The organism is Morganella morganii, from assembly GCF_019243775.1.
Classification (GTDB): domain Bacteria; phylum Pseudomonadota; class Gammaproteobacteria; order Enterobacterales; family Enterobacteriaceae; genus Morganella; species Morganella morganii.
The window spans coordinates 1122727-1139436 of sequence record NZ_CP069157.1; the positions used below are offsets into that span (position 1 = coordinate 1122727).

30 protein-coding genes and 1 tRNA gene are annotated in these 16710 nt (G+C 47.4%); 22 read left to right on the forward strand and 9 right to left on the reverse strand.

Annotation, left to right across the window (positions count from 1 at the left end; genetic code table 11):
• Position 1 precedes the first annotated feature (1 nt).
• From JL661_RS05110 to JL661_RS05150, 9 genes are all read right to left on the reverse strand, one after another.
• The gene (locus JL661_RS05110) at positions 2 to 925 is read right to left on the reverse strand and encodes a recombinase RecT (protein WP_062772814.1); all 924 of its coding nucleotides are present in this window, start codon (positions 923 to 925) and stop codon (positions 2 to 4) included.
• Positions 922 to 1167: a hypothetical protein gene (locus tag JL661_RS05115; protein WP_049246389.1), complete on the reverse strand. Its 246-nt coding sequence runs from the start codon at positions 1165 to 1167 to the stop codon at positions 922 to 924. The genes JL661_RS05110 and JL661_RS05115 overlap by 4 nt, the downstream gene beginning before the upstream one ends.
• Positions 1164 to 1364, reverse strand: coding sequence for a hypothetical protein (locus JL661_RS05120; protein ID WP_036412791.1), 201 nt, complete (start codon positions 1362 to 1364; stop codon positions 1164 to 1166). The genes JL661_RS05115 and JL661_RS05120 overlap by 4 nt, the downstream gene beginning before the upstream one ends.
• A 164-nt stretch (positions 1365 to 1528) precedes the next feature.
• Complete coding sequence (locus JL661_RS05125) at positions 1529 to 1762, reverse strand: DUF551 domain-containing protein (protein ID WP_052928013.1); 234 nt, start codon at positions 1760 to 1762, stop codon at positions 1529 to 1531.
• 57 nt (positions 1763 to 1819) lie between these two features.
• Entirely contained in the window at positions 1820 to 2140 is a 321-nt protein-coding gene (locus tag JL661_RS05130; protein ID WP_062772817.1) for a hypothetical protein, read from the reverse strand.
• Between the two features lies 1 nt (position 2141).
• Complete coding sequence (locus JL661_RS18280; RefSeq protein ID WP_062772819.1) at positions 2142 to 2501, reverse strand: hypothetical protein; 360 nt, start codon at positions 2499 to 2501, stop codon at positions 2142 to 2144.
• Between the two features lie 88 nt (positions 2502 to 2589).
• Positions 2590 to 2874 (reverse strand): hypothetical protein, encoded by a 285-nt coding sequence (locus JL661_RS05140; RefSeq protein WP_062772822.1) that lies wholly within the window; start codon positions 2872 to 2874, stop codon positions 2590 to 2592.
• 412 nt (positions 2875 to 3286) lie between these two features.
• Positions 3287 to 4441 (reverse strand): type I restriction endonuclease, encoded by a 1155-nt coding sequence (locus JL661_RS05145; RefSeq protein ID WP_062772825.1) that lies wholly within the window; start codon positions 4439 to 4441, stop codon positions 3287 to 3289.
• A gap of 8 nt (positions 4442 to 4449) precedes the next feature.
• Positions 4450 to 5136: an XRE family transcriptional regulator gene (locus JL661_RS05150; protein ID WP_052927997.1), complete on the reverse strand. Its 687-nt coding sequence runs from the start codon at positions 5134 to 5136 to the stop codon at positions 4450 to 4452.
• Positions 5137 to 5238: 102 nt separating this feature from the next.
• Between JL661_RS05150 and JL661_RS05155 the strand changes: the two genes are divergently transcribed.
• The 22 genes from JL661_RS05155 (at position 5239) to JL661_RS05260 (ending at position 16699) form a co-directional block, all read left to right on the forward strand.
• Positions 5239 to 5445 carry a helix-turn-helix domain-containing protein gene (locus tag JL661_RS05155; RefSeq protein ID WP_062772828.1) on the forward strand — a complete coding sequence of 69 codons (207 nt, stop codon included), beginning with the start codon at positions 5239 to 5241 and terminating at the stop codon, positions 5443 to 5445.
• Between the two features lie 125 nt (positions 5446 to 5570).
• Positions 5571 to 5843 carry a CII family transcriptional regulator gene (locus tag JL661_RS05160; RefSeq protein ID WP_062772831.1) on the forward strand — a complete coding sequence of 91 codons (273 nt, stop codon included), beginning with the start codon at positions 5571 to 5573 and terminating at the stop codon, positions 5841 to 5843.
• Between the two features lie 24 nt (positions 5844 to 5867).
• Positions 5868 to 6662, forward strand: coding sequence for a DNA-binding protein (locus JL661_RS05165; protein ID WP_062772834.1), 795 nt, complete (start codon positions 5868 to 5870; stop codon positions 6660 to 6662).
• Positions 6663 to 6769: 107 nt separating this feature from the next.
• Positions 6770 to 7609, forward strand: a complete 840-nt coding sequence (locus JL661_RS18285; protein ID WP_225310062.1) for a hypothetical protein — start codon at positions 6770 to 6772, stop codon at positions 7607 to 7609.
• Positions 7606 to 8301, forward strand: a complete 696-nt coding sequence (locus tag JL661_RS05175) for a replication protein P (protein ID WP_036424719.1) — start codon at positions 7606 to 7608, stop codon at positions 8299 to 8301. The genes JL661_RS18285 and JL661_RS05175 overlap by 4 nt, the downstream gene beginning before the upstream one ends.
• Positions 8302 to 8325: 24 nt before the next feature.
• Positions 8326 to 8589 (forward strand): hypothetical protein, encoded by a 264-nt coding sequence (locus JL661_RS05180; RefSeq protein WP_062772836.1) that lies wholly within the window; start codon positions 8326 to 8328, stop codon positions 8587 to 8589.
• A 196-nt stretch (positions 8590 to 8785) separates the two neighbouring features.
• Positions 8786 to 9160: an ASCH domain-containing protein gene (locus JL661_RS05185; protein WP_062772842.1), complete on the forward strand. Its 375-nt coding sequence runs from the start codon at positions 8786 to 8788 to the stop codon at positions 9158 to 9160.
• 8 nt (positions 9161 to 9168) lie between these two features.
• Positions 9169 to 9612, forward strand: coding sequence for a recombination protein NinB (locus tag JL661_RS05190; protein ID WP_098935835.1), 444 nt, complete (start codon positions 9169 to 9171; stop codon positions 9610 to 9612).
• Complete coding sequence (locus JL661_RS05195; protein WP_062772848.1) at positions 9609 to 10040, forward strand: hypothetical protein; 432 nt, start codon at positions 9609 to 9611, stop codon at positions 10038 to 10040. Before JL661_RS05190 ends, JL661_RS05195 begins: the two co-directional genes overlap by 4 nt.
• A gap of 190 nt (positions 10041 to 10230) precedes the next feature.
• A complete protein-coding gene (locus JL661_RS05200; protein WP_036421457.1) occupies positions 10231 to 10521 on the forward strand; it encodes a DUF1364 domain-containing protein in 291 nt (96 codons plus the stop codon).
• Positions 10518 to 10883: a RusA family crossover junction endodeoxyribonuclease gene (locus tag JL661_RS05205; RefSeq protein ID WP_062772851.1), complete on the forward strand. Its 366-nt coding sequence runs from the start codon at positions 10518 to 10520 to the stop codon at positions 10881 to 10883. Before JL661_RS05200 ends, JL661_RS05205 begins: the two co-directional genes overlap by 4 nt.
• A gap of 66 nt (positions 10884 to 10949) precedes the next feature.
• Positions 10950 to 11558: a hypothetical protein gene (locus JL661_RS05210; protein WP_062772854.1), complete on the forward strand. Its 609-nt coding sequence runs from the start codon at positions 10950 to 10952 to the stop codon at positions 11556 to 11558.
• 399 nt (positions 11559 to 11957) lie between these two features.
• Positions 11958 to 12033, forward strand: a tRNA-Met gene (locus JL661_RS05215).
• A gap of 98 nt (positions 12034 to 12131) precedes the next feature.
• Positions 12132 to 12320, forward strand: a complete 189-nt coding sequence (locus JL661_RS05220) for a phage holin family protein (RefSeq protein ID WP_052927923.1) — start codon at positions 12132 to 12134, stop codon at positions 12318 to 12320.
• Positions 12317 to 12793 carry a lysozyme gene (locus JL661_RS05225; protein ID WP_062772857.1) on the forward strand — a complete coding sequence of 159 codons (477 nt, stop codon included), beginning with the start codon at positions 12317 to 12319 and terminating at the stop codon, positions 12791 to 12793. Before JL661_RS05220 ends, JL661_RS05225 begins: the two co-directional genes overlap by 4 nt.
• Positions 12775 to 12945: a hypothetical protein gene (locus JL661_RS05230; RefSeq protein WP_169802104.1), complete on the forward strand. Its 171-nt coding sequence runs from the start codon at positions 12775 to 12777 to the stop codon at positions 12943 to 12945. The genes JL661_RS05225 and JL661_RS05230 overlap by 19 nt, the downstream gene beginning before the upstream one ends.
• Positions 12942 to 13274 carry a DUF2570 family protein gene (locus JL661_RS05235; RefSeq protein WP_062772860.1) on the forward strand — a complete coding sequence of 111 codons (333 nt, stop codon included), beginning with the start codon at positions 12942 to 12944 and terminating at the stop codon, positions 13272 to 13274. Before JL661_RS05230 ends, JL661_RS05235 begins: the two co-directional genes overlap by 4 nt.
• Complete coding sequence (gene lysC / locus JL661_RS18630; RefSeq protein WP_425593540.1) at positions 13228 to 13467, forward strand: Rz1-like lysis system protein LysC; 240 nt, start codon at positions 13228 to 13230, stop codon at positions 13465 to 13467. The genes JL661_RS05235 and lysC overlap by 47 nt, the downstream gene beginning before the upstream one ends.
• A gap of 373 nt (positions 13468 to 13840) precedes the next feature.
• Complete coding sequence (locus JL661_RS05245) at positions 13841 to 14188, forward strand: hypothetical protein (RefSeq protein ID WP_062772864.1); 348 nt, start codon at positions 13841 to 13843, stop codon at positions 14186 to 14188.
• 225 nt (positions 14189 to 14413) lie between these two features.
• Positions 14414 to 14611: a hypothetical protein gene (locus JL661_RS05250; protein ID WP_049245839.1), complete on the forward strand. Its 198-nt coding sequence runs from the start codon at positions 14414 to 14416 to the stop codon at positions 14609 to 14611.
• A 2-nt stretch (positions 14612 to 14613) separates the two neighbouring features.
• Positions 14614 to 15216, forward strand: a complete 603-nt coding sequence (locus JL661_RS05255) for a hypothetical protein (protein WP_062772867.1) — start codon at positions 14614 to 14616, stop codon at positions 15214 to 15216.
• Between the two features lies 1 nt (position 15217).
• Positions 15218 to 16699, forward strand: a complete 1482-nt coding sequence (locus JL661_RS05260; protein ID WP_062772870.1) for a terminase large subunit — start codon at positions 15218 to 15220, stop codon at positions 16697 to 16699.
• Positions 16700 to 16710 lie beyond the last annotated feature (11 nt).

Here is a 16710-nt window from a genome sequence, read left to right on the forward strand (position 1 = left end):
ATTATTCGCCTGCCTTTTTCCTGAGCATGTCGATGATGGTGTTAGCCTCAAATACGGTGAGTTGTTCTGGGTGGGAGATAGGGCGGTTGAATTTTTTGCTGATGAATGCGAGGAATGTATCGCTCCATTCGCCATCAACTTTAATCATCAGATCAGCGATATCCTGCAGCTGGTTTTCTCCTGCAGGTGTAACGTCACGCTCTTGTGATTGCTCGCCTTTAAAATCGATACCTTCGCCGGATTCCGTGTTCACATAATCGATGGCATGATCAAGTCGATCGCGGCGAGGCCAGTATTTTGCTGCCTGCTTCACGACTGTTTTCAGTATCATCTGCTCTTCGTCAGTTACCCACGGACAGGATTTTTGTTTTGATTTCCACGCCTTCCAGGCTGATGAGCGGTCGCGGATTGCGTAGATATCAGCAATCGGCATTGTGTGCGTCAGGTAATCGCCATCATCTGTTTTCACTACGACATACGCCCCGACAATATCGCCGCGCTCTTCTGCCGGTGCGAAAGCGTTGTATTCATGCCGTGGGGCGGTGTCGATGGATGTGAGCTGGAAGTTATCGTTTTTGCGGACAATGCTGGACTGGCACCACTTTATTGCGCCTGATTGCTGCGCAATGTGCATCAACCCCATGTAGCTGATATCGAGACAAACCTTTCTGTCTCTCGGAACAAGATAAGCCAGTTTTTGTGCCGGATTCAGGCTGATGCCGATGGCGGCAATATTCATTATTGCACTGCGAACTGACACCAGATTGTTTATTGCTGTGGTTGCCAGGTAATCGTTATTGGCAAATATTTGCATAGCGAACTCAGATTCCCTTTTGAATGCTATGCTCGGCTCACTGCAAACCTGCTCAAAGTCCGTTTTTAGCGGGTTTATTGTTTCGTACACTTTTTGTATTGCGGTACTCATTGCTCACTTCTCCAGATGAGGTACGCATTCCGAATCCCTTCGATTAATGCATCCAGTGATTTGCCGTTTTTGATGAAGATAGGATCCATTATCTTTTCCATTTCCGGCGATAAGATATGCTCAGGGAGTCCATCCATGAACTCGTCAGCATCCATACACAGAGCATCGTTTACGGCATCCTGCCATGCTGCATGCTCCAGCCGCCGCTCTTCCTGAGCATCCTGTGCTGCGTATGCGTTCATGCTGCCTCCCCGTATCGTTCCCTGAGTATCTTTTCCAGAGTTTCCTTCTCCGGATTAAGCAGCAAGATAAGCGTTTCAACGTCCATTGTTTCCACACTCGAATTACGGTCAAAATAAATGACGGCGCGCTGATTTCCGCATCCTGCCTGCTCAGTGCTTGTCGCCAGGTGTTTTGATTCGATAGTTATCTTGTGCATTCCTGTCTCCCGTAACTTTCTCTGAGTAATTCCATTGCTAACCACCAGATGTCATCGCATTTCTGGCGTATAGCTACCCGCGCCTGTGCTTGCGCCAGACGGAAAACGTTCTGATTGATAGTCATGTGATTACCTGCTGATATCCCGAGGTGGGATAGGGTGGGTTACTTGGTTGGTGCCTCTGGCATAGGTTGCCAGTGAGTTATTCCATGGCTTAGATAAAGCTTGGTGTATTTTTGGTTTCCGTTTTCGTCGCGGCCATTGGTTATGTCACCAAAAAAATCTTCAACATGAACCATATCCATGCCGCCATGCCCTTGCCAGTACGCCAGTACAGAATCATCTCTGATTTCAGGTAGGCGTTCATTAACGCTAATCCAACCGTTGTTATCGGCCATAATTAACTCCGTTTATTTATAGGGTGGGTTACTTCTGTGTGAAAGAGAGCAGGGCGGCTATTCTCGGCCAAGTGCTTTTTTGATGATGCTATTTAATTCAGATTGATGTTTATCTGACAGGTAATAAGCACCTTTAATTTCCAACAGGAATCCTAGCATTCCCGGCGCTGCCGCTATTAAATTAGCGTTCGCCTTCGCGGCAATTGTTCCAATATCCTTACTGGCACCTTCGTCGCTAAAGTGCTCAAATCCTTTTTCATGCCATCTGCACAAGACGGCTAACCGGCTACAGGTAGCGATAATAAATTGGTCACTATCCATTATTGAGCCGCCACTATCAGTGATAGTCCACGGCCCAGGCGTACCCTTAAATTTCATGTTATTTCTCCCTTGCTCTGAGCATTACGTCTGCCATCTCATATGAGTTCTCAGTCCACCTGCTCATCATATCTTCCATCATTTCCGGAGGTATTTGAGATACCCATGCCTGCATTGCTTTGGCTGCAAAATAATCCCGCAGCGTTGCATCATTAACTGTAAATGATTGCACGCCTGGTTCATCATCAAAGCGATAGAGCAGGTCATAATCACCTTTATCGTCAAATGATGTGTACCGATAACCCCACCGATGACCCGCATATTCAAACGTACTGTTACCGTGTGAACCGTCTGGAAAGCGCGCCTTGAGGTAATCACCATGCTCCGGTGAGTTTTTATAAACTTTAATCGTATGTTCCATACTTCCTCCTATGCACTTCCCTGTGCTACGTGATGTCCGAATAGTTATCCCCACTGCGGGGTGTTAGTCAGTATTGGTGTGCCGCCGGTCACGCTCTGGCTGTGATATCGCCGTTCGGCATAATCAGCTTGCGGTTCATTCTCAGCTGCTTGCGTGGTGCTTCCGGTGCATCTTTCAGCCTGATAATCAGCTCTGCAAACACATCTGTTTCGTCTGCCTGCCGGCCGAAAACTGAATCAAAAATCTCCTCCACTGAGCGGCTTTTAGGCTTCGCTGCATACTCCTCACGCTTTCTGTCCCAGAACGCCATTTGCTTTGCTAACCGGCGGTTCTTCGCGTTGTCTTTCTTTGGAATAACAGTAATTGTTGCCATATTGCCTCCTGAGTAATTTTTGGTGATTGGTGGCGGGATACCTCACACGCTGGCTACATGGCCTCAAATATCCAACCGCCTGCGCATTCACCAATCCCAAAAACCACTCAGTGGTGATCTGACACTTATTCAGATCAGGTTCCCGATTGTAAAAGAGCTAAGTCCGTTTATCTTTGGCTCCGTGCCGTTGATGTTTGTAATATACAAGAATTCTTGTTCTCTTGTAAACAGGTAAACTTGTATTAAATTGTATTTTTGGGGCGGTTATTTTGTATTTGCTTGTTTTTTATGGCGTATTATTTTTTGTAATTTTTGTTTTAGTGAGGTTTGTCACAAGGATTTGTAGGGGGTTTTTGATGGCAGGCATAAAAAAGCCCTCAGGAGAGGGCTCTATAGGGTGGGGTCTTAGCGGTTAACTTTGTTTTTTACGGATGAAATTCTCATCATTTTTAACGTATTCAAATGAATCAAGTACGATCCCTGTTATGCGTAAGATGTCTTCTGGGCATCCAAGAGAAATCCGTCCATTGGTTAATTCTAATCCGGCTCTTGCTATTTCATTGGCAAGGATGTCAGTGACTTCTATTGGTACTTGGATAAAGGCATTGGTTTTATCGTAATATCTGACGATCCATCTGTTTGTTTTGCCTTGATACAATATCCCGAAATATGATTCGGTATCCTTGTATTGGATGTCTTCGCAACCAGTTATCGATTTGATTTTTTCGAAAAGTTCTAACTCGTTTTTTGTTGTGATAATGTTTGGGTTATCAGGATCGATAATATTTTCAAATTCTTTATCCTGTTTAGCCTCTGCTGGATCCGCCAACTCTGCTGGCTCGTCGGTAGATAGACCCTTACCAGACAGGCCAGACACCACCATTGCGCTAACAGAGCGTTCCACTGCTTGTTTAACTAATGGGGTAATGGAATCAATAAATCGCTGGTTTAGCTGCCTTTCTACATTAGACCTGCTCGCAACATATCTTACGAACTCACTGTCCACATCTCTTAAACTTGAGCTGATTGTTTTTGTAAAGGCAGACAAATAAACACTTTCTTCAGCTAAAGTTCTCAATGCTTCTGGCTTGAATTTATCATGTCTAAATCGGAACAATTGGCCAGCATCAGAATCACTTACCTCGTCCATTCTGATTCTCAGGAATGGAGTAGGGTCCATAACATTTTTTTGCTTTAGGTCAGTAAAGAAGCGCCATTCAAGCCCATTTGTAATTGCGGATATGGTAACTTCAGGTGTTGAATTGAAATAGCGAGATAACTGAGGACAATGGTTATCCAATTTCTCGAAGTATCCCTTTGCCTCTATAAACATCACCGGAACATCTTGGCAGAAAAGGGCATAATCAACCCTCTCGTTCGCTTTTGCACCAGGGAAGTCGGCACCATACTCTGCTTTTACTTTCTGTGGATCATACGGGCTAAACCCAAGAATATCCAAAAATGGCAGAATAAGAGCTTGTTTTGTCGTCTCTTCAGTAGAGCAATGCTGACCAACCTGTTTCACATGCTCAACATGATTTTTCAGTCTTGCCTTAAAGTTATCCATTACTTACCTCAATAATCAAGTACGGAATACCAAAACATTCTGCCAACTATCTGGACTTCATTTTCATCGGCTTCTTCATCTTCGTATTCATCACGGTTATAACTGCGAATAATAAGTTTGTTCCCTGGTCTGCGATAAAGCATTTTCAAGCGTTTCAATCCGTCCTGATCTATTGCGTAAACTTTTCCGTCAATTATTTTTTTATTAGAGATATCAATAGCTACAGCTGCCTTATCTGGTATAACAGGCTCCATGCTATCGCCTTTAGCTGGGAAACAGACAATAGTTGACCCATCAGACGGCGCACCAATTCTTCTGAGCGTGGATTTTGAAAACCTTAATTTGTAGCCGTTATAATCAACATTAATAAAACTGCCATTGCCGCATGCCAACTCAATGTCTTTTAAAAATGGCACTTCAACCTCGTCATCTTCAAGTGGCGTTCCGCTGTCCCATGTAGCAACAGTTCCCCACTCAGATTGTGGAGGAATAGAATCCTCCTGATTTCCTGTAACCAACCAATCAACTGAGCAATTTAATGCCGCAGCTAATTCCGGCAAAAACCGTGGTCTCTTGGTTTTACCGCTTTCTAATTGTTCTATTGACTGCTGTGTAGTTCCTGCTCGCTCGGCTAACTCAGCCTGTGTTAATCCGAGAGCAGTTCTCTTGTTTTTGACTCGTTCTGAGATCGACATAAAAACCTCTTCAAATATCTTATCGATAGTCACAAGAAAACCTGTAATTGACAAACAAACTAATTTGTTTTTAAATACAAGAAACTTTGTCAAGGAGGCACGATGAGTACACTATCGGAAAGGGTTAAAACTCGTCGCGTGGCGCTTAATCTTACCCAGTCAGAATTAGCTGAGATGGTTGGATTAAAACAGCAATCAATTCAACAAATTGAATCAGGATTCATCAAGAGACCACGATTTATTGTTGAAATTGCTACTGCACTGAAATGCGACCCAAGTTGGCTGATCTGCGGCGCAGATGCAGCATAAAAATAAACACACCGCTCTTTACACAATTTAGCCCGTTCCGGATATGTGCTGGAACATTTTTCAACACAGCAACACCTCACAGGAAGTGAGCGAATAACTGTATCTCAATAAGGACATTATGAATTATGGAAAATGCAAATTACAGCAAGAAAGTAATGGAAACCGAAGCAGAAATCATGAACCGGATTTTGTACATGGGGAAGAGCAATTTTGCTCGCAAAGCTGGCTGGCATGAATCGAAAGTGAGTCGGTTAAACGTCAAGGATATCGCAGTAGTCTTTTCCATTTTGGATAAAGCATTCAGCAATAGTTTTATTCAGGAAGTGGCAAAGCAAGCAGTGGCAAGCGTGATGGAAAAAGAAAACGCCCCGGCTGTTGGAGCAGCAGAGGCGCATTAACTGAACATACATACAGGAGTAATTATGGCAACGCTATCGCAATATTACAAGCATAAAGACAAAAACGGCACCGGCACCACCGTTAAGAAAGCATTTATGGTTCCGTATGACGAGCTGTATCTGGAGCCGGGCGATAACATCCGCCCTCTTAATGAAGAGCACGCTCGGAAAATGTGCGAATTATGGAAATCAGGAGCTGACCTCCCGGCATTATCCGTCCAGGTGACAGAGAAAGGGGTGAAGATCATTGATGGTCAGCATCGCTATATCGGTGCCGGATACGCTATTGCTGACGGTATTAGCATCCCCAGGATTGAATGTAAGGATTTCATTGGTACCGAGTTAGAACGCCTCGCTCATCAGGCTGGCACCAGTGAGGGTCTGGCTATTACCCCTGTTCAACGCGCAAAGCAATACAACAGAGCAAGGAATGCCGGATACACAATTCAGGAAATTGCTGATGAATTCCACAGATCAACTTCTGATGTTGAAACCCATCTGCAACTACTGTCATCCGGTGATGAACTGATAAAGCTGGTTGAGGCTGGTGAAATAGCAGCGACAACAGCAGTTGCACTATCTCGCGAACATGGCCCGAAAGCTGATTCCGTTGCCACAGGGCTGATGAGCAAAGCCAAAGCAGCCGGTAAGAAGAAACTGACCCGTAGTGCGGCGTTGCCGCAGTTCAGCGCAGTGAAGGCCAGAAAGTTTATTCAGGCTGTTGCTGATGCAGGGTTAGAGCTGGACGGCGAGGCGGGGTTGCTTATGGAAGAGTACCAGGCATTTTTATCTGAAACCGGACAGGAGGTCGGATCATGAATACCGCATTAAACAACGTGTACCGGTTCCCCGGCAGAGCGCCGGAGGAGCGGCCTGTAACGCCGGAGCAATCCGGCAAGGGGTTTGCATTGATACACAGACAATTCATGGACAGCAGGCTATACAGGGACTCTCAGGCAGTCCATCTGTGGCTGCATCTGATACTGAAAGCAAATCACACTGACGAGGAGGTTAACACTGATATCGGTATGATGATTGTCCGGCGCGGCCAGATGATCACCGGCAGACCGACACTGGTATCCGAGACGTTCATTCCGGACAACAAAGTAAAGAGTTTACTCCGCACTTTTGAGTCGAAAGGGATGATTAATATTGAGTCGAAAGGCCGTAAATTCAGCCTGATTTCGATAGTGAAATATGACGATTTTCAGTCCCAAAATTGTCCAACGAATGTCCAACGGATGTCCAACGAAAACACCAGTAAAAACGTACCTCTCAGCGATGTTTGTCCAACAGATGTCCAACGATTGTCCATAAACAATAATAATATATTAAATACTAACGTATTTAATGATCGTCCGAGAATTTCAAAATCTTCTCCACGCAAAGCAAAACCAGAGGCCGCAGTCAGCTCACCGAAAGGTGACAAGTGGGGAACTGCTGACGACCTGAAAGCGGCGCAGTGGATATTCCAGCTCATCACCAGAATCAGCCCGTCTGCCAAAACACCAAACTGGTCTGGCTGGGCTAACGATGTCCGCCTGATGCGAGAGCAGGACAGCAGGACGCATTCTGATATCTGCCAGATGTTCAAATTCGCGAACCAGGACAGTTTCTGGAAGAGCAACATCCTGAGCCCTGCAAAGCTTCGCGAGAAATGGACTCAACTGGAAGCCAAGCGGAACACGCAGGGGCAGGGTAAGTCATCCGGCAGGCCGCATCTTGATTTCGATAACACCGATTGGGCGGAGGGGCTGAAAGTATGAAATCACTCACCACAGCCATTCAGCAGCGTGACGCTGGCGCACTGCGGTCAATGGCAGGAGCTGCACCAAAACCACAACAGAAAGTTCCGCAGGAAGCCATTCAGGTATTCAACGAGCTGTTCCGGCAGCTGAAAGCAACATTCCCAGCCGCAATGGCAAACTTCCAGACACAGGATGACCTGAACGAATTTCGTCGTCAGTGGGTTCTGGCCTTTGCCGAAAACGGAATCCGGACGGTGGATCAGATCAACGCCGGTATGCGGATTGCCAGGCAGCAGGAGAAGCCGTTTCTCCCGTCACCCGGTCAGTTCGTTCAGTGGTGTAAGCAGGCAGACTGCGTAGCCGTTGGACTTCCGGATGCGGACGGGCTTTACGACATGATCATGAAGTTCAGTGCTAACCGCAGCATGTACCGAACGGCAGAGGATTATCCGTGGCAAAACAACGCCTGTTACTGGATGGTCACGAAGTTACATGCACTGAGTCGTGCATCTGGACTGACCGAGTCAGAGCTGAAAAAACGCTGTTCTCAGGAACTGGCGGTGATGGCATCCAGAATCCGATCCGGCGAAGAAATTCCGGCACCACGTGTGCAAATCCCTAAGCTGCATATCCCGGTACCGAAGGAAAAAGCACTGGCGCATATTGCAGAATTAAAGGCCAAGTTCGGATTCCGGACGCGGACGGCATAACCCAAGACAGAAGGACTTTTGATTATGAATTTGGAATTCAAGAAAATTAACCCTCGAATCGGGGCCGCCTATTACATTGTTAAGTGGGGTGATATTCAGATCGGAACCATCACTCGCGATATGTGCGGCAAAGGCATGGTAATTAATAATAACTTACCAGGATTTAAGACAATTAAAAATAAATTCATCGACATAGAATCTGCATTTGATTATTACGTTGGACTGGTCACTCTGTTTGCTAAAAAGGTCGGGGTGCAGGAAGCCGTCAACGAGCTAAAGGAATCCTGATTATGGAACCAACGGATTTTGAAAAGTGGTGTGCGGGTGAGATGGGGCACACAGTCGAATTCATCATGAGCCAGCGAATAAAAAAGATATTTGGGAAAATATCGTATATTCGCAGTGATATTACAGTCAGGTATCGCGCATGGAATGCCGGAGTTCACAGCAGACTTCCGTACCAGACACAACCACCGGAGGAGTGATGAAAGCAATATCAATCAGACAGCCGTGGGCATGGCTGATAGTCAACGGGCATAAAGACATTGAAAACCGCAGCTGGCGCACGAAGTATCGCGGTCAGGTTCTTGTTCATGCGTCTCAGGGCGTAAATCGGAGTGACTATGACGCTGCGTATGCTTTGGCTTGCCGCCTTGGAATTAAGCTTCCACACCGTTCAGAGTTTGAAACCGGCGGAATTGTCGGAGTATCGACCATCACCGACTGCGTGGAACAAAGTGAATCGCCGTGGTTCTTTGGTGAAAAAGGTTTCGTCCTGGCAGATAGCCGACCGTTGCCGTTTGTGCAGATGAAAGGGCGGTTAAGCTTTTTCGAAACAGGAATAGAGCCGGAGGAATAGGGGGTAATGTGGAAAACTTCTGCCTGCATGAATCCAACAAAAAACTGTTTTACGAGCAACTAAAATCACTACTGAGCACCCACCCGAAGTTAAGTATCACCGCAAAACCCTACCGCCCGAAACGAAGCCTTTCACAAAATGCACTCAGCCATGTCTGGTACAAAGAAATCAGCGAGTACCTGATTCGTGCCGGCCGGCCGTTTTGCACTGAAGCATGGGTGAAAGAAAGCCTGAAGGCGACATATCTCGGATTTGAAACCACTGAGTACACCGATGTTATCACCGGCGAAAAAACGCAGCGTGAGACGCTCAGGCGCACTTCAAAACTTGATAAAGGGGATATGCATTACTTTCTTCAGCAAATCGAATCATGGGCTGCACAGTTCGGTTTAATACTGACTACGCCTGAGGATTCGGAGTACATGAAACTCAAAAGGGAGCAGGACGAATGACAAGGCAATACCTTCACACCAATGAGCAGAAGCAGGATATGTGCCTGAAAATAATCCGGTCACTTCGTCATCTTGACACCTTCACGGTCAAGATGGTTTCGCAAGCCACCGGTCTTGGCAGCATGATAGACGCTAAATTTGTCCGGCTGTTGCAGGATATCGGCAGTGTCCACGCCGTGCGCAGGAAAGGCAGTCAGGTTTATTACGCTTTTGACGACCGCGCGGCATCCAAAGTCAGGACTCATTTCAGCAGCCTAGCCGGAAAACCTACCCCGGTAGCTAAAGCAAGGATGACGGTAATCAAGGAGAAAGCATCGCGTCCAAAATCCAGAAGCCGTCCGTTTGAGCCTGGGTTCGGGTGGTCGTTCATCAATGAAATTGACGCAATGCTGCGGGAGGTTCGCCGTGGAATGCCAACTGTGCAGTAAAGAGCTGGCCGACGATGAAACATGGCTGTGCGACCAATGCGCCAACGAATGTCCGCATCTTGAAGTAGTCGAGAAGATAAAAGGAGATGGTGATGATCAAACGCATCCTGGGATATCTGAGTAATCCGTTCACTCTGAGTTGGGTGATATTTGTTATTGCACTCGGCATCTATAAATACTGGTGGTGATTATGGCGAATTTACGAAAAGAAGCGCGCGGCAGAGAGTGCCAGATCCGAATTCCGGGAGTGTGTAACGGAAATTCTGAAACGGTGGTGCTGGCTCATTATCGGATGCCGGGATTGTGCGGTACCGGAATTAAGTCACCGGACATTTTTGGCGCATGGGCGTGCAGTGCATGTCATGACGAAATCGACCGGCGTACGCGCCTCACAGACGCTGAGTATGCAAAACAGTGTCATCTTGAGGGCGTTATCCGGACGCAGGCGCAGCTGCTGGCAGAGGGGAAAATATCGGCATGAACCAATATCACCTTAAGTTGCCGTACCCGCCATCGCTAAACACGTACTGGCGACATGCCAGAGGTCGGCACTACATCGCAGAGAAAGGAACCAGATACCGGCAGCACATCACAGAGTTAATCAGACAGCAAAACCTCGATATCAGCACCACATCCCGCATCAGAATCAGCATCACAGCAAATCCCCCGGACAAACGACAGAGAGACCTCGATAACCTGCCAAAGGCTGTTTTCGATTCGCTAACTCACGCCGGTTTCTGGAAGGACGACAGCCAGATTGATGATATGCGGATCAGGCGTGGTGAAAGGGTAAGCGGTGGGTCACTGGATGTCATGATATGGGAGATAGGGGATGAAACCTGAAATCACATCGATACCGGAAATGCTGATGACCAAATCCAAGATGAAAGGCAACCAGGGGGAAGGGCAATGAGAGACGAACCTTTTTACCTGTTGGCGCACGTTGCCAATAAAAATGACCTGCGGCGGGTGTGGTGTGGTGCCCGTAAAAATATCTCTGACGGCAAGCGGGTGTGGGTTCGTTACATGCTCATGACGTGGGGTAATGCATACGGTGGCAATGACTACGGCTCAAGCGAGTGCAGTGTTATTGGTCGCCTGATGATCCGCACTGAGTGGAGTGACACTGAGGGTGAAAGAATCATCAAGGTGGTGAAAGACCTGCATAAAATGGGTTATCGCGGAGATGAGTTGTTCAAAAAGTCTCACGAAATACTTAATCCGAAGAAAACAATAAACGACATCATTGCTCTCGCCAAAGAATCAGATGATGCCGCTTTTGTTGAAAAGGTAATGACCGACAGGTTTAAAAAAGATAACCCAATCCGTCATGTGGCTATTAAACGGTATTGTGAGCGCAAATACCCGCAAAAGATGGCGCGTGAGCTTACTTTCATGACAGGAATCAGCATCCAGCAGGGAACCAGGCGCATCGAATGGGCAGAGAGACTACTGGAAGAGGAGATGTTTTACGCAATGGAGCGCGAGTTAAAACGAGAGGAGTGTCCGATTTCATAAATATATATTAAAAATGTTGCAAATCGAGAAATTTCAGTGTATAGTTTGTGATATGCTCCGGCAGTTAAAGGCAAGAGCAGGTAACAGGGTAAAAGAGGCGGCTCCTGTTACCGATCCCGCCTAGTTCGTCACTTCGCCGCAGGGCTGGGACTCGAACCGCATCGGCTGAGAGGTCGAAAGAATGCAGAGCGAGGAAGTAAGTAAACGGCGCACACCGGCGGGAAACTGGCCTTGTGTCGAAGCATGCATAACAGCCCTCTTCGGAGGGCTTTTTCATATCTGCAACTTGTAAGAGTTACTTACAGGTTCAACTCTCCGGAATTTCCGGATAGTTCACATGTTCGGTTATTCCGAACAACTGATACTAAAGGTCGCCCTGTGCGGCCTTTTTTCATATACGCCCCAGTAGCCCAACGGTAGAGCGCTCGGCTCATAACCGATGGGTTGTCGGTTCGAATCCGGCCTCGGGGCACCAATACTCCGCCACAGAATCCTGAACAAACAAACGTAATCAGCGCAGAGATACTGTGCGCGGCACCCTATTAACTAAATCCTCCGGAAGGGGGGTGAGCTATGCGTATGACAGAAAAATACTCAAGCCCCTTTGCTTATGCGTGGGGATTCATTGCTGCCACTTTCGGTGTGATGTCCCTGGATCAGTGGGCGGTACTTATCGGCATTATCTGCACTGTCGGGACGTTTGCCGTTAATTGGTATTACAAGCGTAAAGAGTTCCTGCGTAAAACGGGTGGGGAATCATGAATAACCGATTATTTAAACAAGTCATGGCCGCCTGTTCTGCCGGTGTTATTGCTGGGGCGCTGGTGCTGATCCCCGCGTATGAGGGGGTTGAGTACAAACCTTACCGTGATGTGGCCGGGGTGCTCACTGTATGTTACGGCCATACCGGCAGTGATATTCAGCCCGGCAAGCTGTACACGGACGCTGAATGTAAGGCGCTGCTGCACGACGATCTGACGAAAGTCCGGCGCGCGGTTGACCCGATGATCAAAGTGCCGATTGATGACAATACCCGGGCGGCCATCTATTCATTTGTCTACAACGTCGGCCCCGGCGCGTTCTCGCGCTCCACTATGCTGCGCAAGCTCAATGCCGGTGATATCTCCGGGGCGTGTGACGAAATGAAACGCTGGACATTTGCTGGTGGTAAGCAGTGGCAGGGTTTGATTAACCGGCGCGAAACGGAGAAAGCGGTATGCCACGGAACCCTTTAGTGCTGATCATCATTGCTATCATCCTGCTGACGGCCTGCCTGCTGGCTGGCTGTTATCTGTATTCACTCGATACTCACTGTAAGCCACTGCCGGGTAACCCGCTGGACGGTGTGATCCATTATGAGTGTGAGAACCCACGGGGGCTGCTGTGAAACTTGGTGAGTGGGCGGTAGTGGCGGTGATTGCCATGATGATTGCTGTCGGTTTTGTCTGGCAGGCAACCCGCATCGATAAGCTGAAAAGTGAGCGCGATTCACTATCTGAAAAACTGTCAGCCCAGCAGGTGATTAATACCACCACATTAACCGCAGTCGCTACCTTTCACCGTATCTCTGGAGAAACCATAGATGCCAAGCGGAAAAACACACTGGACGCACAGACTGCCAAGAAAGACGTCAAAGTTATTCTTGTGGGTAATGACTGTGCTTCCGCTGATGCTCCTGGTGCTCTCATTGACCGGATGCGGCAGTACAAAAACTGAGTATGTATCAGCACCTCACGTTCCAATCCCTGCAATCCTGATAGCTGACTGCCCGATGCCGGATATTCCCGACAAAATGACGTGGGGCGATATCGCGGAATACAACATCGAACTTATGTCAGTAATTAAAGCATGCAATCTGGATAAGCAGGCAATACGGGAGATTGAACAACAAAGGCAGGTGATGAAATGAATATTACCTGGGATGCGGATGCCACTAAAAAAATCTATTTTCCAATGTTAATTGGTTCTGGTATTCAACACATATATCCAGATATTAGCTGGTTTGTAATTCCAATAGTGGCAATCCTATTCAGCATAAATATCGAAAAATAACACCCCTACAAGAAAACAACGCCTCGCTAAATAGCGGGGCTTTTTTACGAATAAACCCGACAAGGTTAGATAGCTCTTCTCTGATAGGAGGTGATCACTATCTTGACATGCCGGAACAGACGGAAGTGACCAAAATAACGTAGTGATGCGTGATGATGGTTGCGATATGTATCACCATATTTATGGGGTGATTGCTGTAAAATAATCTCAAAATAAACAGGAGATTATTTATGTCTGGGAACACAAAAGTAGATTATAGAGTTATATTAACATTTGATGTTGATGTTAAAGGTGAGACAGGTATTTATAAGGAAGTATCCGACCTACTTGCTAAAGGTGGACTAACTCAGCAATTTAATAAAAATGACCTACCTTCAAATACATATACAGGCGACAGACGGGCTGATGTTACATATGAAGGTGCATCTCTGACTATAGATGATGTGAAGAATAGAGGTGATAAGTTAAATAATCATTACTGGAAGGTTGTTAATGATTTTTTTGATTCTAAAAAATTAAAGCATTCAATTTTCGTTTCAACATCCTACTTAAAAACAACATCAACAAAGCATGAGTAGTAACACGAACGAAAACCTTACACCGCATTAACCCGCTACGGCGGGTTTTTTATTACCTACGAGCCGCCGATCTCCTCTGCCACATTAGCCACGACCTGTGCCACTCCTCACAGCGAGCGCGTGGGTAAACAGAATAATCGGTAACACCGGGATAAAGACACCCTCATATGCGGCGACACCTGCCGTGGTGGAAGAAATGGTGAACATCAATCAACTGAGGCAAACATGACTGAAAAATACGAAGTCACAGCAACCAAAAAGGACGGCACGACATATCACGGATTGATGACAACGAAAGAGCCACGCATTACTAACGGACTGATTGGTATTGCCGGTCTGGACGGTTCATGGACATATATCGCACCGGATGAAATCAGCGACATCAGATACATTCCGGTGGTTGAGGAAAAGAGTAAGGAATAGGAATGGCTAAAAGACCAGACTGGGAGGCCATCGAGTCGGCTTACAGGGCTGGCGTGATGTCACTCCGTGAAATTGCCTCACAACACGACATATCCGAGGGGGCGATAAGAAAGAGGGCAAAGCGTGATGATTGGTCGCGTGACCTGAATGCGAAGATAAAAGCCAGGTCTGATGACATGGTACGCAAACAGGAGGTACGCAGGCAGGTACGCACAGAAACAACATTATCAGAACGCGTACTTATCGAAGCCACCGCAGAGGTAATAACCAATGTTCGCATGGAGCATCGTGGCGATATCCGGCGGGCGCGTGAATTGGCTAACGTGCTGTTTGATGAACTGAGCGCAGAGTGTGCCGATGTGGCTGCACTGGAGAAACTCGGCGAGCTGATGATTGAGCCAGATGATAATGGGCGAGATAAGCTGAACGAGATTTATCATGCTGTTATCTCTCTGCCTGAGCGCGTGAAGTCAGCCAAAGCGCTGAGCGAAACACTGAAGAACCTTATCGGTCTTGAGCGTCAGGCATATGGCCTTGATGACATGCAGCCGAATAAAACAGCCAGCCAGCTATCCGACCTGATGGACGAACTATCGAGCAAATAACATGAAGCCAGAGCATTTAGCGTTACTGCGTAATAAGCAATGGCGTCTGAATAATCTGTACTGGATCACCGATAAAGAAGGTCGCCCGGTTCGCTTTAAAATGACGCCTGAGCAAACTGAATATTTCGAAGGCATCCACAACCGCAATATCATCCTGAAAGCCCGTCAACTTGGATTCACGACTGAGGTCTGTATCATCCAGCTTGACGCGGCCATATTTGAATCGGCCAAGTGCGCACTGATAGCCCACACTCTTCCGGACGCAAAACGCCTGTTCCGGGAGAAGATAAAATACGCCTACGAGCGCCTGCCGGACGAAATCAAAGCGGCAAATCCTGCAAGTAATGACTCCGCCGGTGAACTGGTGTTCAGCAAAGGCGGCTCAGTGACTGTGTCCGTGTCGTTTCGTGGCGGTACGCTGCGTTACCTGCACGTATCGGAGTTCGGGAAGATATGCGCCAAGCAACCAGAGAAAGCCCGTGAGATTGTCACAGGGGCGTTTGAGGCGGTGTCGACTGAGTGCTTTACGACGATTGAGAGCACAGCAGAAGGGCGGGCCGGTTATTTCTTCGATTACTGCCAGTTGGCAGAAAAAGCACTAATGCAGGGTAAATCATTATCTCCGCTGGACTGGAAGTTTTTCTTCTTCTCCTGGTGGAAGAATCCGCAGTACTCAATCGATCCTGTTGAACAATTACCACAACGCCTGACTGACTATTTCGATGAGCTGTCAGGCAAGCACGGAATCACACTCACCGACCGGCAGAAAGCATGGTACTACGCCAAAGAAAAAACACTCGGCGACGATATGAAACGGGAATACCCGTCGATACCGTCAGAGGCATTTCAGCAGTCTGTGGATGGTGCGTATTACGCTAAGCAATTCCGCTGGCTGTACGAGAATAAACGCATTGGTGAAATCCCTGATAATTCACATCTGCCGGTGCATACGTACTGGGATATCGGCGTTGGTGACTCAACGTCAATTTGGTTTGTGCGTGAAGTCGGTGAAGAGTTCCACATTATTGATCACTACTCAAACAGCGGTGAAGGTCTGAGGCACTACATGAAGGTGCTGAAAGACAAAGGCTATGACTATGCCAGCCATAACGGGCCGCATGATATCGATAACCGCGAGTTTGGTTCTGATGCGAAATCACGCCGGGAACTGGCGCGGGAAGGGTACGAAATTGACGGGCAAACCTACTCCATCCGCTTTGAGGTGGTACCGAAGCTATCCGTTGATGAGGGTATTGAAGCAGTGCGCGAAATCCTGCCGCTCTGTGTATTCGACGAGAACAAATGCGGCGAAGGCATCACTCACCTTGAGGCGTACCGGAAAGAGTGGGATGACAAACGCGGGTGCTGGAAAGATAAACCACTTCACGACTACACATCACACGACGCTGACGGATTCCGTTATTTCGCGGTCAGTCGCCGCAATAAAAAATCTCACTCCGGCATGCTGGTTCGTAAACGTTAATGAGGGCAACA

Bases quoted from the DNA above. Each gene is read 5' to 3' on its own strand.
- JL661_RS05110 (WP_062772814.1), bottom strand. From the start codon at position 925: ATGAGTACCGCAATACAAAAAGTGTACGAAACAATAAACCCGCTAAAA.
- JL661_RS05115 (WP_049246389.1), bottom strand. From the start codon at position 1,167: ATGAACGCATACGCAGCACAGGATGCTCAGGAAGAGCGGCGGCTGGAG.
- JL661_RS05120 (WP_036412791.1), bottom strand. From the start codon at position 1,364: ATGCACAAGATAACTATCGAATCAAAACACCTGGCGACAAGCACTGAG.
- JL661_RS05125 (WP_052928013.1), bottom strand. From the start codon at position 1,762: ATGGCCGATAACAACGGTTGGATTAGCGTTAATGAACGCCTACCTGAA.
- JL661_RS05130 (WP_062772817.1), bottom strand. From the start codon at position 2,140: ATGAAATTTAAGGGTACGCCTGGGCCGTGGACTATCACTGATAGTGGC.
- JL661_RS18280 (WP_062772819.1), bottom strand. From the start codon at position 2,501: ATGGAACATACGATTAAAGTTTATAAAAACTCACCGGAGCATGGTGAT.
- JL661_RS05140 (WP_062772822.1), bottom strand. From the start codon at position 2,874: ATGGCAACAATTACTGTTATTCCAAAGAAAGACAACGCGAAGAACCGC.
- JL661_RS05145 (WP_062772825.1), bottom strand. From the start codon at position 4,441: ATGGATAACTTTAAGGCAAGACTGAAAAATCATGTTGAGCATGTGAAA.
- JL661_RS05150 (WP_052927997.1), bottom strand. From the start codon at position 5,136: ATGTCGATCTCAGAACGAGTCAAAAACAAGAGAACTGCTCTCGGATTA.
- JL661_RS05155 (WP_062772828.1), top strand. From the start codon at position 5,239: ATGAGTACACTATCGGAAAGGGTTAAAACTCGTCGCGTGGCGCTTAAT.
- JL661_RS05160 (WP_062772831.1), top strand. From the start codon at position 5,571: ATGGAAAATGCAAATTACAGCAAGAAAGTAATGGAAACCGAAGCAGAA.
- JL661_RS05165 (WP_062772834.1), top strand. From the start codon at position 5,868: ATGGCAACGCTATCGCAATATTACAAGCATAAAGACAAAAACGGCACC.
- JL661_RS18285 (WP_225310062.1), top strand. From the start codon at position 6,770: ATGGACAGCAGGCTATACAGGGACTCTCAGGCAGTCCATCTGTGGCTG.
- JL661_RS05175 (WP_036424719.1), top strand. From the start codon at position 7,606: ATGAAATCACTCACCACAGCCATTCAGCAGCGTGACGCTGGCGCACTG.
- JL661_RS05180 (WP_062772836.1), top strand. From the start codon at position 8,326: ATGAATTTGGAATTCAAGAAAATTAACCCTCGAATCGGGGCCGCCTAT.
- JL661_RS05185 (WP_062772842.1), top strand. From the start codon at position 8,786: ATGAAAGCAATATCAATCAGACAGCCGTGGGCATGGCTGATAGTCAAC.
- JL661_RS05195 (WP_062772848.1), top strand. From the start codon at position 9,609: ATGACAAGGCAATACCTTCACACCAATGAGCAGAAGCAGGATATGTGC.
- JL661_RS05200 (WP_036421457.1), top strand. From the start codon at position 10,231: ATGGCGAATTTACGAAAAGAAGCGCGCGGCAGAGAGTGCCAGATCCGA.
- JL661_RS05205 (WP_062772851.1), top strand. From the start codon at position 10,518: ATGAACCAATATCACCTTAAGTTGCCGTACCCGCCATCGCTAAACACG.
- JL661_RS05210 (WP_062772854.1), top strand. From the start codon at position 10,950: ATGAGAGACGAACCTTTTTACCTGTTGGCGCACGTTGCCAATAAAAAT.
- JL661_RS05220 (WP_052927923.1), top strand. From the start codon at position 12,132: ATGCGTATGACAGAAAAATACTCAAGCCCCTTTGCTTATGCGTGGGGA.
- JL661_RS05225 (WP_062772857.1), top strand. From the start codon at position 12,317: ATGAATAACCGATTATTTAAACAAGTCATGGCCGCCTGTTCTGCCGGT.
- JL661_RS05230 (WP_169802104.1), top strand. From the start codon at position 12,775: ATGCCACGGAACCCTTTAGTGCTGATCATCATTGCTATCATCCTGCTG.
- lysC (WP_425593540.1), top strand. From the start codon at position 13,228: ATGCTCCTGGTGCTCTCATTGACCGGATGCGGCAGTACAAAAACTGAG.
- JL661_RS05245 (WP_062772864.1), top strand. From the start codon at position 13,841: ATGTCTGGGAACACAAAAGTAGATTATAGAGTTATATTAACATTTGAT.
- JL661_RS05250 (WP_049245839.1), top strand. From the start codon at position 14,414: ATGACTGAAAAATACGAAGTCACAGCAACCAAAAAGGACGGCACGACA.
- JL661_RS05255 (WP_062772867.1), top strand. From the start codon at position 14,614: ATGGCTAAAAGACCAGACTGGGAGGCCATCGAGTCGGCTTACAGGGCT.
- JL661_RS05260 (WP_062772870.1), top strand. From the start codon at position 15,218: ATGAAGCCAGAGCATTTAGCGTTACTGCGTAATAAGCAATGGCGTCTG.